Source organism: Mesorhizobium sp. ES1-6 (assembly GCF_020164775.1).
In the GTDB taxonomy this organism is placed as follows: domain Bacteria; phylum Pseudomonadota; class Alphaproteobacteria; order Rhizobiales; family Rhizobiaceae; genus Mesorhizobium.
On the sequence record NZ_JAIUGU010000001.1, the window covers coordinates 186,682 to 200,478 of the forward strand.

Consider the following 13,797-nt stretch of genomic DNA (forward strand, 5'->3'; position numbering starts at 1 on the left):
GATCGCCCGCTGGCGGGTGTTGCGCGGCTGCCACCGCGGAAGGGCATCACCTCGTGCCCGAAGATGTGATCGTACGCCTTCATTGACTTCCGCCAATGTCCGCCCTTAACGTTCTGTTAACAAAAACAGATGGCGGAGCCGCATGGCATCCTCGTTGGGTTTGCGCCGGAAGGCGAAGGGGCTGGGGCTGGCGATTGCCCTGATTGCTGTCTGTTCGGCGGTCAATTCCGCCTACGCGGCACCCGTTTCCATGGTTGTCGGCGGCTCGACGTCCCAGCCGATCGGCCACTATGATTTTTGCAAGATCCACCTTGCCGAATGTTCGATCCGTTCGCCCGACAGCTTGCCTGAACGTCTGACCAGCAAACTGCTGCACGAGATCTCCGCCGTGAATCTCTCGGTCAACACGCGCGTCAAGCCGATGAGCGACATGGACAATTACGGCAAGGAGGAATGGTGGGCCTATCCGGACAATGGCTTCGGCGACTGTGAGGATTACGCGCTGGAAAAGCGGCGTGAGCTGAATGGCCTGGGTATTGCCATCGCCAATCTCCTGATGACGGTGGTTCGCAAGCCGGACGGCGAAGGCCATGCCGTGCTGACGGTGCGCACCGACAAGGGCGACTTCATCCTCGACAATCTGGTCGACAAGGTTCGTCTCTGGAACCAGACGCCGTATCGCTACCTGAAAAGACAGGCCAGCGACAACACCGGGCACTGGGTTTCCATTCTTGCCGGCGAGGAGAAGCTGGTCAGCGCCGTCAAATAGCCCTGGCCGGACGTCCGGACTGGTAATCCGCGCTTCCCCCGAGCAAATCCTGCATGGTGCCGGCAAGCGGTGCTATCAACGACAATTCGTTGGAACCACGATCCGGAACGCGCATGGATTTCTTGACACTCCTGCATTCGGCGCCCTTGTTGCTGACTTTGCTCAAGGCCGCATTGCCGCACGCGGTCGCCACGACGTTGGCATTCGGCCAGTGGTTCGCTTCGGTCCCGCCGTGCCGTGATGTCGCCTTCGAAGCCGCCAGCTTTCTCGTCTGCGAGGTCGATCCGAAACTGTATTCGATCGAACTGTTCTGGAAAGACCAAGGGGGGAAGCCGTTTCAATCGCTGCACAATCTCGACAACGCTCAGCGCGCGGCCGGCCGTACCATGCTGTTTGCCATCAATGCGGGCATGTACCACCCCGACCTCAGGCCGGTCGGCCTCTATGTCGAACGCGGCCAGGAAATGGCTGGTGTCAAGACGGGTTCGGGCAGCGGCAATTTTTCGCTGCAGCCTAACGGCATTTTCTATATTGGCGGCGGCAAGGCCGCGGTCCGGGCGACCAGGGACTTCGTCAGGCAGCGGCCAGCCACCGACTATGCCACGCAATCAGGGCCGATGCTGGTGATCGACGGCCAGCTTCATCCGAAATTCCAGGCCGACGGCACCTCGCGCAAGAGCCGCGACGGCGTCGGGGTGCGCAAGGATGGCGTCGCGGTCTTTGCCATCTCGAACGGCACGGTGACATTCCACGCCTTCGCTCGCCTGTTTCGCGACGCGCTCGGCTGCGACAACGCACTCTTTCTCGACGGCACCATATCTAGCCTGCTCGCTCCGGCCATCGGCCGCAACGACGATTACTGGAATTTGGGACCGATGATCGGCGTCTTCAGGAAGCGCGGCTAGACCAGGCCGTTCCGCTTGGTCCCGCGCAGTCTGACGAAAATCACGGCGACGATGATCGCCGCCACTATGGCCGCGATCACCGCCAGGCCGAACAGGCTGGTCGCGTCGAGTTCGGGCAGGCTGTCGGCCCCTTTCGCCACCAGCCATCCAGGCGACAGCACCACCGGCGCCCAGATGATCGCCGACAGGATGTTGGCGATCTGGAAGCGCCGCCGGTGCATGCCCATCATGCCGGCGACCAGCGGGATGGTGGCGCGCACGGGACCGAAGAAGCGGCCGACGAAAACCGCGGCGAAACCATAGCGATGGAAGAACAGGCGCGCTCGCGCCACCTCGCGCCGGTAGCGGTTGAGCGGCCATTTGTGCACGACACCGCGCCCGAGCCACCTGCCGAGAAAATAGGAGATGGTGTCGCCCAGTGCCGCGCCGACCATGGCGGCGAGAAGCACGGGCAGGGGCTGGATGATGCCGGCGCCCACCAGGCCGCCGACGATGATCAGCACCGTGGTGCCGGGCAACAGGATGCCGACCAGCACCAGCGACTCGCCGAAAGCGAGCAATCCGACCACAAGGCCAGCCCAGGCCTGATGGTTCTCGATGAAACAAACGCTCTGGTCGATGAACGACTGCACGCAAGCCCCTTTTGAAAGTGTTCCTCAGCTGCCGCTGTCGAGCAGGCTCTTGAGATCGTCGAGCTTGTCGTTGACGAGCCAACCGTAATAATTCTCGACCGGCAGCTTGCGGCCCTTGGCGCTGGCAAGGGCGGCGGCCCGCTGACGCGGCTGGCCGACATTGTAGAGCGTCGCCGTGATGCCGGGATTGCCCGAGATGTCGAAGCCTTGTTCCTTGTAGGCGTCGATGGCGTCGCGCACGATCGCCGCGATGTAGACGATGCTGCGGTCCGGATCCATGACGTCGCGATAGATCGCTTGCGGATGATCCGGCGTCAGCCTGTCGTAGCCGCTCACTCTGTTGACGAGGTCGGTGACCTCGAGCGCGGTCAAGGGGCTGATCTGGCCGAGGCCGAATGTCTGGCCGGCGAAGAAAGGCTGGAAGAACGCTTGCTGGAAGGTCATCGCGTCATAGGTGACGCCGTCGACCGTCTTGCCGCGGAAATGCTCGACCCAGACCCTGTCGCGGCAACTCCACAGGGTGGCACTGTCCCCAGCCTGGCCGCAAGCCGCGAATTCCGGACGCTGGACAAAGGTCTGCACCGGCACGCCCTTGTAGCGGAAAGCGAAGTCGAGGCCGGAATAGGACAGGGCCTTGACATAATAGGTCTGTACCGAGCCGACGGCGGTGACGTTGTAAGTATGCTCGCCGACCAGCGCGCCGACGATGTGGATGGGATCGATGTCGTAGGCCGCCGCCACCTGCTTGATGTGCGCCACGAGCTTCTTCTCGCGCTTCAGCAGCGCGACGACCTTTTCGTATTTCTCGTCATAGGTGGTCTTGAAGGCGCGCGTTCGCGTGGCCGATGCTTCCGGAATGGCCGGCTGTGTCGCGGAACGGTTTCCGGGCGGAACGACGACCAGGCCGCTCGCATGCGCTGCCAGCATCGAAAAAGCTTCACCGCCCGAAGCGACGAGCAGGAGGACCAGGAGAAGTCGCTGCAACGCGGTCATCGGGCGCCTTTCTAGGAGTTTCGGGAACACCGGCGCGAAGCGCCGCAAACCCGTCTCAACAGCCACATCATGGCGCTGTCAAGGCTTGGCCGGACCTACGATGGCGGCTGTCGGAAAGGGGGCAACAGCTATGGTAAAAAACTTGATTCAAACTTTATTGGTAATTTCTCGTTCATAACTGATCTGGTTGTCCGTCGGCCGTCGCCTTCGGTCTGTTGTGTTTCGAGTACAGGTCCAGATGCGGTTACCAGGCGTCATCAGTTTGATCGCATCGCTATGCCTCGCCGGCTGTTCGTCGACATCGGGCATGGATGCGATCGACCTGCAGAAGCCGTCCAACGAAACGACCAGCTCGGTGGTGCGGCCAAGCGCGCCGATCGCGTCCGTTGCCATGGCCAAGGCAAGCAATACGCGCAAGCCGGTCGAGATTGCTCCCGAGGACGACACCGTCCGGCCCTTCGGCTTGGCCGAGGAAGAGACGGTGGCGTTTCCTGCGCCCGAATTGCCCGACGCCGTCGAACCGCCGGTTCAGGAGGCCGCTTTGGTGTCGCCGCCCAGGCTGTTGTCGCGGGCGGCACCGCCCATGCTGGCTGGCCCGGTCACGCGCTACGGCTTCCGCGATGCCAAACCGATCAATTTCGGCCGCTCGTCGCCCCGTCACCTTGCCGTACACGGTGTCGACGTGTCGCGCTGGCAAGGCAACGTCGACTGGGAGAAGCTGCGCGCCCAGGGCGCCAACTTCGCCTATATCAAGGCGACCGACGGCGGTGACCATCTCGATCCGCTGTTCATGAAAAATTGGCGCAATGCCGACGCGGCTGGCTTGAAGCGCGGCGCTTACCATTTCTTCTACTGGTGCCGTGTCGCCAGCGAGCAGGCCGACTGGTTCATCCGCAACGTGCCGAAGGTCGACGGCGCGCTGCCGCCGGTCATCGACGTCGAGTGGAACGGCGATTCCTCCTGCAAGCGGCGCCCGTCGCGCGAAAAGGTGCTGGAGAAGATGCAGGTGTTCATGGACAAGCTGGAGCGCCATTACGGCCAGCGGCCCATCATCTACACGGCGCCCGATTTCTACCGCGACAATTTGCAGGGCGCCTTCCCGGATTACCCTTTCTGGCTGCGCGCCGTGGCCCGGCACCCGTCGAAAGTATATCCGGGCCGCAAGTGGCTATTCTGGCAGTATTCCGGCTCCGGCCTGTCGCATGGCGTGACCGGCCGCATTGATCTCAACGTCTTCCATGGCGACGAGCGGCAATGGCGGGCCTGGGCCGGTGGCGGCGGTCGGGCGTTGATGGCCGACGCGGATTAGGACCGATGCTTTCGCGTTGGTGTCCGTCCTGCTAGCCGTTGGAATTGATTGCTGCCGCCATTCTTTCCTCGCGCAGCCGCAGCCCATCATCTCGGCGATCGCCGCATCGGTGGGAAGCGTCAGCGTGTCGTGCTGGGTCGGATCGGCTCCGACATAGGCGAACTGGTTCACGATGTCGGTGTCGGCTTCTGCCTCAAGCCGCGTTGAGCATTGCCTCGATGTTGTAGCCGTCGGGATCGAGCACGAAGCAGGCATAATAGGTCTCGCCGTAACCTGGACGCGGGCCGGGCGCGCCATTGTCCACGGCGCCCGCCTCGATCGCCGCACGATGGAAGGCCTCCACCTCTGCCTGGCTGCCGACGCGGAAAGCGACATGCAGGTGGGTGAGCGGCGGCTTTTCGCCCGTGTGCTGGATTTCGAAGAGGCAGCCACCGCCGACGTCGAAGGCCCAGAACACGCCCTCCTTGCCAAAGGACAGGCGATAGCCCAGAGGCGCGAAAGCCTTCTCGTAGAAGAGCTTGCTCTTTTCGAGGTCGCTGATCTCGATGGTGATGTGATCGATCATTGTTGTGTGGCGCCTGACCAGTCCTGGGACAGCAGGATGACGATGCCTGGAGCCGATGTCGAGGACGCGGTGGCTAGAGACGGCCCGTTCGCTTTTGATCGGCGCGCCAAGGGACTTGCCTTCATGACGCCGCGAGAGGATTTTGCAGGCGCGGTTCGGGCCGTTCTTTTTTAGTCCTTTGGAGGCGACATGCGGATCTGGCATTGCAGGCGAAAGTGTCTTGCCACGGCGCTGATATGCCTGTTGTCCGCCATGCCGAGGGCAGCGCTGGCGGAGTCGGCCCTGAAAGACCCCACGGCTGAAGCGCTCGACCGCTGCCTGAATGACGCGGCCAATGCCTCCACCTCAGGCCAGACCGACTGCGAGGCGACGGCATCAAGCGACTATGATCGCCGGATGAATGCCGCCTATGCGACACTCCTGCGCCAACTGCCGCGCCAGGCCGCGCAAAAACTCCGCCTGTCGCAGCGCGCCTGGCTAGCCTTCCGCGATGCCGAGGCGAAGGCGCGAGACGCGCTCTACGAAACAAGGCAAGGCACGATGTACGTACCCATGCAGGCTGCCGATGCGACCAACGTCATCCGGGATCGCGCGCTGGAGTTGGAGGGATATGTCCGCGTGATGGAGATCGATGAGTGAGAGCGGAATGCCTCCTGTCATGCGACTTGCAGCTGGCGATTATGCGAAATCAAATCGGCCCGATCTTGCGACCGAGCCGATTTGATCTGTCGTCGACGTGAGCTTGAATTAGCTCAGCTGCACCCGCTCGTGGCGCCGCAGGTGTCGCACTTCTCGCAAGTCCCGTTCCGCACCATGGTGAAATTCTGGCACTCGGAGCAGGAATTGCCGGTGTAACCCTGCAGCAGCGACTTGGCGCGGCGGTCGGCGGCGAGTTTCTTCGCCTCGGCTGCTTCCTGGGCCGCCGTGTCGGTGAACAGCGCCGCGGTGGTGTCGGTCGCGGCATCGGAGGCCGCTTCCTCGAACGCGATGTCCTCGGCCAGTTCCTTGGCCCGCTCCTCATAGTCGCGCTTGTAGGCGATCGCCTCGTCGCTGGCCGGCTTCAGGGCCAGCACGTTGGAGCCGGAGAAGGCTGTCGGCGCCGAGCGGGCAGGGGTGCCGGACGCGGCAAAGCCCTTCGGCTCGTTGCCGATTGCCCTCGACACCAGCTTCACCGGCGAGCCGCGGGTCAGGCCCTTGGAGACGGCGTCGGTCTTGCCTTCGCTGATGCCGCGGCCAAGCGCCGTGTTGGAGAAGTCCGACTGGTCGACATGGGCGAGGTCGTTGCGGCCGAGATAGGAGATGGCCAGTTCACGGAACACGTAATCGAGGATCGACGTAGCGCTCTTGATGGCATCGTTGCCGATGACCATGCCGGCCGGCTCGAACTTGGTGAAGGTAAAGGCGTGCACATATTCGTCGAGCGGGACGCCATATTGCAGGCCGAGCGAGATCGCGATGGCGAAATTGTTGAGAAGGCCACGCAGCGTGGCACCCTCCTTGTTCATGTCGATGAAGATCTCGCCGAGGCGGCCATCATCATACTCGCCGGTGCGCAGGAAGATGGTGTTGCCGCCGATCTTGGCCTTCTGCGTATAACCCTTGCGGCGGCCGGGCAGCTTCTCCTGCTCGCGCGACACGCGTTCGATGATGCGCTCGACGATGCGCTCGGTGATCTGCGCCGCGCGCGCCGCCGCCGGAGCCTGGATCAGCTGCTCGACCGCGTCGTCCTCGTCCTCCTCGCCATCGGCGAGCAGCGAGGCATTGAGCGGCTGCGACAGCTTCGAGCCGTCGCGGTAGAGCGCGTTGGCCTTGAGCGCCAGCTTCCACGACAGCATGTAGGCGCTCTTGGCGTCCTCCACCGTCGCGTCGTTGGGCATGTTGATGGTCTTGGAGATGGCGCCGGAGATGAAGGGCTGGGCCGCCGCCATCATCTGGATGTGGCTGTTGATCGACAGCGAGCGCTTGCCGATCTTGCCGCACGGGCTGGCGCAGTCGAACACCGCCAGATGTTCGGGCTTGAGGAAAGGCGCGCCTTCAAGCGTCATCGCACCGCAGACATGGATGTTGGCGGCCTCGATGTCCTTCCGCGAGAAGCCCAGCGCCGGCAGCATTTCGAATGAGAAGTCGTTGAGCTGCTCGTCGGTGAAGCCAAAAGTCTCCTTCACCCAGTCGGCGCCGAGCGTCCACTGGTTGAAGACGAACTTGATGTCGAAGGCCGACTTCAGCGCCGCGTTGAGCGCTGCGATCTTGTCGTCGGTGAAACCCTTGGCCTTGAGCGAGCCGGGGTTGACGGCCGGCGCCTGGTTGAGATTGCCGTGGCCGACGGCATAGGCCTCGATCTCGGCGATCTGGCTCTCGGAATAGCCGAGCGTGCGCAGCGCTTCCGGCACGGCGCGGTTGATGATCTTGAAATAGCCGCCGCCGGCGAGCTTCTTGAACTTCACCAGGGCGAAATCGGGCTCGATACCAGTGGTGTCGCAATCCATGACCAGGCCGATCGTGCCGGTCGGCGCGATCACGGTTGCCTGCGCGTTGCGGTAGCCATGCTCCTCGCCGAGTTCGATGGCGCGGTCCCAGGCGGCCTTGGCGTGGGTGGCCAGATCCTGCTGCTTGAGATCGGAGGCGACGAGCGGCACCGGATTGACGGCCAGCTTCTCGTAACCGTCCTTGTCGCCATAGGCGGCGCGGCGATGGTTGCGCATGACGCGCAGCATGTTCTGCGCATTGCGGTCATAGTCGGGGAAGGCGCCGAGTTCGGATGCCATTTCCGCCGAGGTCGAATAGGCGACGCCGGTCATGATGGCAGTCAGCGCGGCGCAGATCGCGCGGCCCTCATCGGAATCGTAGGGAATGCCCGAGGTCATCAGCAGGCCGCCAATATTGGCATAGCCGAGGCCGAGGGTGCGATAGTCGTAGGAGAGCTTGGCGATCTCCTTCGACGGGAACTGCGCCATCATCACCGAGATTTCGAGAACCATGGTCCACAGCCGAACGGTGTGCTCGTAGGCGGCGATATCGATCGTGCCGTCGGCATTGCGGTAGGGGAGCAGATTGATCGAGGCGAGATTGCAGGCCGTGTCGTCGAGGAACATGTATTCCGAGCACGGATTGGAGGCCCGGATCGCACCGGCCGAAGCGCAGGTGTGCCAGTCGTTCATCGTCGTGTTGAAGTGCAGGCCGGGATCGGCCGACGCCCAGGCGGCGTAGCCGATCTTTTCCCAGAGGTCGCGCGCCTTCAGCGTCTTCAAAACCTTGCCGTCCTTGCGGGCGGTCAGGTGCCAATCGGCGTCGGTCTCGACGGCGCGCAGGAAATTGTCCTTCAGCGACACCGAATTGTTGGAGTTCTGGCCCGAAACCGTGAGATAGGCATCCGAATCCCAGTCGGTGTCGTAGGTCTTGAACGACATCGAGGTGTAGCCCTGCTTGGCAAACTGGATGACGCGGTAGATGTAGTTTTCCGGCACAGCCGACTTCTTGGCCGCCTTGATCTCGCGCTTCAGCGCCGTGTTGATCGCCGGGTCGAAGCAGTCGTCGTCATGGCCTTCGCAGTTGACGCAGGCCTTCATGATCGCTTCGAGATGCTTCTTGACGATCTTGGAGCCGGTCACCAGCGAGGCGACCTTCTGCTCTTCATTGACCTTCCAGTCGATGAATTCCTCGATGTCGGGATGGTCGGCGTCGACGATGACCATTTTCGCCGCACGGCGCGTCGTGCCGCCCGACTTGATGGCGCCAGCGGCGCGGTCGCCGATCTTGAGGAAGCTCATCAGGCCGGAAGAGCGGCCGCCGCCTGACAGTTTTTCGCCTTCGCCGCGCAGCAGCGAGAAGTTCGAACCGGTGCCCGAGCCGTATTTGAACAGGCGTGCTTCACGCACCCACAGATCCATGATGCCGCCCTCGTTGACGAGGTCGTCCTGCACGCCCTGGATGAAGCAGGCATGCGGCTGCGGATGCTCGTAGGAGGATTTCGACTTGGTCAGCTTGCCGGTGAAGGGATCGACATAGAAGTGGCCCTGACTCGGACCGTCAATGCCGTAGGCCCAGTGCAGGCCGGTGTTGAACCATTGCGGCGAGTTCGGCGCGACGCGCTGCGTGGCCAGCATATAGGCAAGCTCGTCACGGAAAGCGCGCGCGTCTTCCTCCGACGCCTTGAAGTAGCCGCCCTTCCAGCCCCAATAGGTCCAGGTGCCGGCCAGCCGGTCGAAGACCTGGCGGGCGTCGATCTCGGAACCATAGCGCTCCGCTTCCGGCAGCTTGGCGAGCTCTGCCTCGTCGGCGACGGAGCGCCACAGGAAGGAGGGGACGTCGTTCTCCTCGACCTTCTTCAGGCGCGCGGGGACGCCGGCCTTGCGGAAATATTTCTGGGCCAGGATGTCTGCGGCGACCTGGGAGAACTGCGCCGGCACATCGATGTTGTCCAAGCGAAACACCACCGAGCCATCCGGATTCTTGATCTCGGAAAGCGCCTTGCGGAATTCGATCTCCGCATAAGCAGATTGCCCTGGCTTGGTGAAACGACGCTCGATGCGCATTGGTCCGGTCCCTTTTGTCTATATATAGCGCTTTCATCAGGGGATTTCTGCCCCCAAAAGACGAAACGCGCGGTCCGCCGTTTGCCGGCATTGCGAACAATGCCGGCATCTCCATTTCGCAGGCGCGGCCATGCACACGACAAAACGCCTTGCCGGGCGTTTGCCGAGGCTGCCAACCGACCCTACGGGTCCCTCAAAACTGAATTTTTCGATTCCCTCACCTGAGGGAAATTCACACTATCTAGCGTCGAACTTAGCTGCAAACACTAAATATAGTATTAACAGACAATTTATTCCAGTCCGACAATTCTCCCTTTCGTCGCCCCACCACCCACGATCCCAACGCCTCCGCCGGCCTCGTAAACAGGCGGAAATGCGGGCAAAACACACATAGTCCGGGAAAAAGACCGGGCTCAGAACTTTCCGGTCGCGCTCTCAACAGGAGCGCATGGCCTATAAAAGGCGACTCGTTTCGAGCCGTCAAGGATTCGTTTGCGTAGCTTTTGTGACCCCAACATCTTGTGTGTCACACATGTGGATAACGGGGATAGAATTGACCGCCGTGGCGGCCATTTTCCGGTGGCGAACATGCGCTACCGCGAGGCATGGCCGCCCGGCGGTCAGCCGTAGTGCAATTTCGGCTTGGGCTCGGTGCCGGTGAACTGGACGCCGATCCTATCGTTGCGGCGCCAGCGGGCCTCGCAGCGATAGGCAACGCCATCGAGCGGAATATAGAGAAGGAAGCGATCGGGAACCCGGGACTCAAGCGGTATCTTCAGTTCGGCGCCGCCCGCATGCTGGTTGCGCACCGTGCAAGCCACCTCGGAGTTCTGGATGCCGGTGATGATCGTTCCGCCCTTGAGCACGCGCGGTCGATGCTCGCGCTGTGGCTCGCCGGGATCTTGCTGCAGTGGGTCTGCGGGATTCGCCATCGATCAAACGCCAGGACTGATCGATCATAACCAAGAAAAATTAGCAAACCATTGCGGCGCAGGATTGTGCGCCCGCCGCGATATGTGCCGATCAGGAAAACCTGCGCGGGTCGGCGCAGAAATAGGCGATGATCTGGCAAAGGTCGGGCTCGTTGACCATGCGCACGGCTTCGCTCGAATTGACCCATTTGCGGGTGCGGGAGTGTTTTTCCTTCCAGCGGTCGGCGACCTTGTCGACATGAAGCGGAAAGACCAGCACCTCGCAAGGCACTTCCTCGCCTGAGGCCAGCACCTTGGCATAGAAATAGCGGCCGGCTTCGAGATGGGAGATGTTTCCGCGCAAGCCGGCTTCCTCGGCGGCCTCGCGCGCGGCCGCCTCGCACAGCGGCTCCCGGGCTTCCGGCCAGCCCTTTGGCAGCACCCAGCGGCCCGTATCACGGCTGGTGATCAGCATGACCTCGACCCCGTTCCCGGCATCGCGCCAGGGCAAGGCGGCAACCTGCAGACGACACGGCGCGATGCCGAAGAGTCGCCGGACCCTTTCAGCCAGATGGTTGTGCGTCGTTGCCCGTGTCAACATCGGAGAAGCTAGCCCCAGCCTCCAGAATCGTTTGCCGCCTCACGAATCTTACGGCTAATTGTGACCAATAAAAGTAAAAACTTTGGTCAGGCTGGCCGAATCCCGTCAACAAAGGTCGATTTCACAGGATAACTTGCCCGTGGCGCGCGCCGCACAAGCAAATATTGTCGTCCGTAGCGGGCTTAGTTGGAAAAACGCCTTGCAGCGAATCAGCCGGCGTGGTCGTCGGCGATCGGTTTCTGGTAGGTGAAACCCATGTCCCACGGGAAATAGATCCAGGTGTCCTGGCTGACCTCGGTGACGAAAGTGTCGACCAGCGGCCTGCCCTTGGGCTTGGCGTAGACAGTCGCGAAATGGGCCTTGGGCATCATGGCCCGCACGATGCCGGCGGTCTTGCCGGTGTCGGTCAGGTCGTCGATGATCAGCACGCCGGCGCCATCGTCGGCCAGCAAGCTCGGCGTGATCTCCTTCAGCACCTGCAATTGTCCCTGGCTGGTGTAGTCGTGATAGGAGGCGACGCAAACCGTCTCGATGATGCGGATGCCTAGTTCTCGCGAAATGATCGCCGCCGGCACCAGCCCGCCGCGCGTGATGCAGACGATCGCCTTCCACTGACCCTTGTTGGCGCCGGCAAGCCGCCAGGCAAGCGCGCGGGCGTCACGATGAAACTGGTCCCAGGAGACCGGGAAGGCTTTTTCGGGTAGGGACATTTCTCGCGCACTCCACGGCACGCGACGACCGCGTGCACAAAAACAGGGGAATGCGCGCGGAATTAACTGGAAAGCCTTGGGTTTGGCAAGGGCGGGCGGCAGCGATCGCTGTGGACTTATCGCGACAGGAAGGCCGTTACCTGTGATGTGCGCAGCACCGTGCGCGTCACGCCGCCGAACAGGAGCTGGCGCAGCCAGGAATGGCTGTAGGCGCCAAGAACGAGGAGATCGGCACCGCTCTCGGCGACCCTGTTCTGGATCATGTCGTCGACCGAGGTGCCGTCCGATTTCTGCACCGAAACACTGACGGTGGCGCCGTGGCGCGACAGCGCCGACGCGATCTCGGCGCCGGCGGCCTCCGGGCTTTCGTCGAGCGTATCGGGTGGGTCGATGACCAGAATGTCGGTTTTCTCGGCCTCGATGATGAAGGGCAGGGCGTCGAACGCGGCGCGCGCGGCCTCCTTGCTGCCGTTCCAGGCAAGCAGCACGCGTTTGAATGTGGTGACGAGCGGACCCGCGCTTGGCACCACCAGTACCGGCCGGCCGGCATCATAGACCAGCGTATCGACGTCGGCGCTCGGATCGCCGCCGGTCTCGCGCTGGGCGGCGATGATGAGATCGGCGGCGCGCACGGTCGAAATGCCGGTCAGCGCGCTGTCGCCGGAGAAGCTCTCCAGGCTGCGCCATTCGAAGGAAAGGCCGGAATCCTCGATGCGCCTGAGAAACGCGGCCTGGAGCTTGTCGGCCCGTTCCCGGTTCATGTCGGCCGAGACCTGCAGGAATTCCGTATCGGGAAAGCCGGTCGCCGACGTGTAGGGCACCGGCAGCGCCTCGGCATGGATGCCGATCAAATGGCTCTGGAAGCGGCCAGCAAGCGGGATGGCGCAGTCGAGCACGCGCTCGGCGTCCTGCTCGTTCTGCAGAATGGCGACGATGGTCTTGAAACGCATGATGATCCCTCAATCTTGCGAGTGCCCTCAATCTCGCGAGTGATGGGCCTCGCGGCAGGGAAACGTTGCAGCGTCGTTCTTGGTTCCGGCCCGACCGGGTCAGCGCGCCTCGCTGGCGAAGCCGGCCACCATGGCCTCGACGTCGGCGCGCGCGGCTTCGAGCGCATCCTCGCTGCGGGCGCGAACCACCAGTTCGGTCCAGAACTTGCCGTCGCCATATTTGGGATAGGAGCCGATGATCGTATCGGGATGGGCTTTCTGGATCTCGCCCAACGGCCCGCCGACAAGGCCCTCGCCGAACGGGCAGTGCACCGTGGCCGACAGCATTTTTGTGCCGGCTTTCAGGGTCGGCACGACATTGTCGAGCATGGCCTGGAAGATCGAGGGCACGCCGGCCATGACATGGACGTTGCCGATGCGAAAACCCGGCGCCACCGACACCGGATTGTCGATATGGTCCGCGCCGCGCGGCATGCGCGCCATGCGCTTGCGCGCTTCCGTGTACTCGATGCCGCGCGCGGCATAGCTCGCCTCCAGCAGGGCATAGGCCTTGGCGTCGTATTCGCAAGGCACGCCGAACGCCTTGGCGATCGAATCGGCCGTGATGTCGTCATGCGTGGGGCCGATGCCGCCGGTGGTGAACACATAGGTGTAGCGTGCGCGCACCGCATTCACCGCGGCCACGATCTCGTCTTCCTCGTCGGGCACGATGCGCACCTCCTTCAGGTCGATGCCGATCGCCGTCATGATATCGGCGAGGTGGCCGATGTTCTTGTCCTTGGTACGGCCGGACAAAATCTCATCGCCGATGACAAGCATGGCGGCAGTGACGATTTCAGGCATGGGAAGGGCTCCGGCGGACGGGCCGTCTGCATAGCGCGGCGCACGGGCGTCGGCAATGCCGCCCAGATGGCGAACGG

The 13,797-nt window shown here is 62.8% G+C and carries 12 protein-coding genes and 2 pseudogenes; 5 read left to right on the forward strand and 9 right to left on the reverse strand.

The window, feature by feature from the left end:
- Positions 1-142 precede the first annotated feature (142 nt).
- Both LB564_RS01020 and LB564_RS01025 read left to right on the forward strand, forming a co-directional pair.
- Entirely contained in the window at positions 143-769 is a 627-nt protein-coding gene (locus tag LB564_RS01020) for a transglutaminase-like cysteine peptidase (RefSeq protein ID WP_140706661.1), read from the forward strand.
- 113 nt (positions 770-882) lie between these two features.
- Positions 883-1,674: a phosphodiester glycosidase family protein gene (locus LB564_RS01025; RefSeq protein WP_140706659.1), complete on the forward strand. Its 792-nt coding sequence runs from the start codon at positions 883-885 to the stop codon at positions 1,672-1,674.
- Here LB564_RS01025 and LB564_RS01030 read toward each other — a convergent pair.
- Both LB564_RS01030 and LB564_RS01035 read right to left on the reverse strand, forming a co-directional pair.
- Positions 1,671-2,306 carry a DedA family protein gene (locus tag LB564_RS01030; RefSeq protein ID WP_224534438.1) on the reverse strand — a complete coding sequence of 212 codons (636 nt, stop codon included), beginning with the start codon at positions 2,304-2,306 and terminating at the stop codon, positions 1,671-1,673. The two genes, LB564_RS01025 and LB564_RS01030, sit on opposite strands and share 4 nt — an antisense overlap.
- A 24-nt stretch (positions 2,307-2,330) precedes the next feature.
- Positions 2,331-3,290, reverse strand: a complete 960-nt coding sequence (locus tag LB564_RS01035) for a DUF1402 family protein (protein ID WP_411910232.1) — start codon at positions 3,288-3,290, stop codon at positions 2,331-2,333.
- 247 nt (positions 3,291-3,537) lie between these two features.
- Here LB564_RS01035 and LB564_RS31700 point away from each other — a divergent pair.
- Positions 3,538-3,684, forward strand: a pseudogene (locus LB564_RS31700) (muramidase); the annotation flags it as partial.
- Positions 3,685-3,747: 63 nt separating this feature from the next.
- A pseudogene (locus tag LB564_RS01040) lies at positions 3,748-4,608 on the forward strand (GH25 family lysozyme); the annotation flags it as partial.
- Positions 4,609-4,801: 193 nt separating this feature from the next.
- On the opposite strand, the gene LB564_RS01045 reads toward LB564_RS01040, so the two are convergent.
- Entirely contained in the window at positions 4,802-5,173 is a 372-nt protein-coding gene (locus LB564_RS01045) for a VOC family protein (RefSeq protein ID WP_224534440.1), read from the reverse strand.
- A gap of 189 nt (positions 5,174-5,362) precedes the next feature.
- On the opposite strand from LB564_RS01045, the gene LB564_RS01050 reads away from it, so the two are divergent.
- Positions 5,363-5,812, forward strand: coding sequence for a lysozyme inhibitor LprI family protein (locus tag LB564_RS01050; protein WP_224534441.1), 450 nt, complete (start codon positions 5,363-5,365; stop codon positions 5,810-5,812).
- Positions 5,813-5,925: 113 nt separating this feature from the next.
- Here the strand turns inward: LB564_RS01050 and LB564_RS01055 are convergent, their stop codons facing one another.
- From LB564_RS01055 to LB564_RS01080, 6 genes are all read right to left on the reverse strand, one after another.
- On the reverse strand, positions 5,926-9,705 hold the full coding sequence (locus tag LB564_RS01055) for a vitamin B12-dependent ribonucleotide reductase (protein ID WP_224534443.1): 3,780 nt from the start codon (positions 9,703-9,705) through the stop codon (positions 5,926-5,928).
- Between the two features lie 620 nt (positions 9,706-10,325).
- Positions 10,326-10,637, reverse strand: coding sequence for a PilZ domain-containing protein (locus LB564_RS01060; RefSeq protein ID WP_224534444.1), 312 nt, complete (start codon positions 10,635-10,637; stop codon positions 10,326-10,328).
- 91 nt (positions 10,638-10,728) lie between these two features.
- Positions 10,729-11,217 carry an NUDIX hydrolase gene (locus LB564_RS01065; RefSeq protein ID WP_224534445.1) on the reverse strand — a complete coding sequence of 163 codons (489 nt, stop codon included), beginning with the start codon at positions 11,215-11,217 and terminating at the stop codon, positions 10,729-10,731.
- A 209-nt stretch (positions 11,218-11,426) separates the two neighbouring features.
- Positions 11,427-11,927: a xanthine phosphoribosyltransferase gene (gpt, locus tag LB564_RS01070; RefSeq protein ID WP_140706641.1), complete on the reverse strand. Its 501-nt coding sequence runs from the start codon at positions 11,925-11,927 to the stop codon at positions 11,427-11,429.
- A 116-nt stretch (positions 11,928-12,043) separates the two neighbouring features.
- Entirely contained in the window at positions 12,044-12,877 is an 834-nt protein-coding gene (locus LB564_RS01075; protein WP_224534446.1) for a universal stress protein, read from the reverse strand.
- Positions 12,878-12,976: 99 nt separating this feature from the next.
- The gene (locus LB564_RS01080; protein WP_224534447.1) at positions 12,977-13,720 is read right to left on the reverse strand and encodes a competence/damage-inducible protein A; all 744 of its coding nucleotides are present in this window, start codon (positions 13,718-13,720) and stop codon (positions 12,977-12,979) included.
- Positions 13,721-13,797 lie beyond the last annotated feature (77 nt).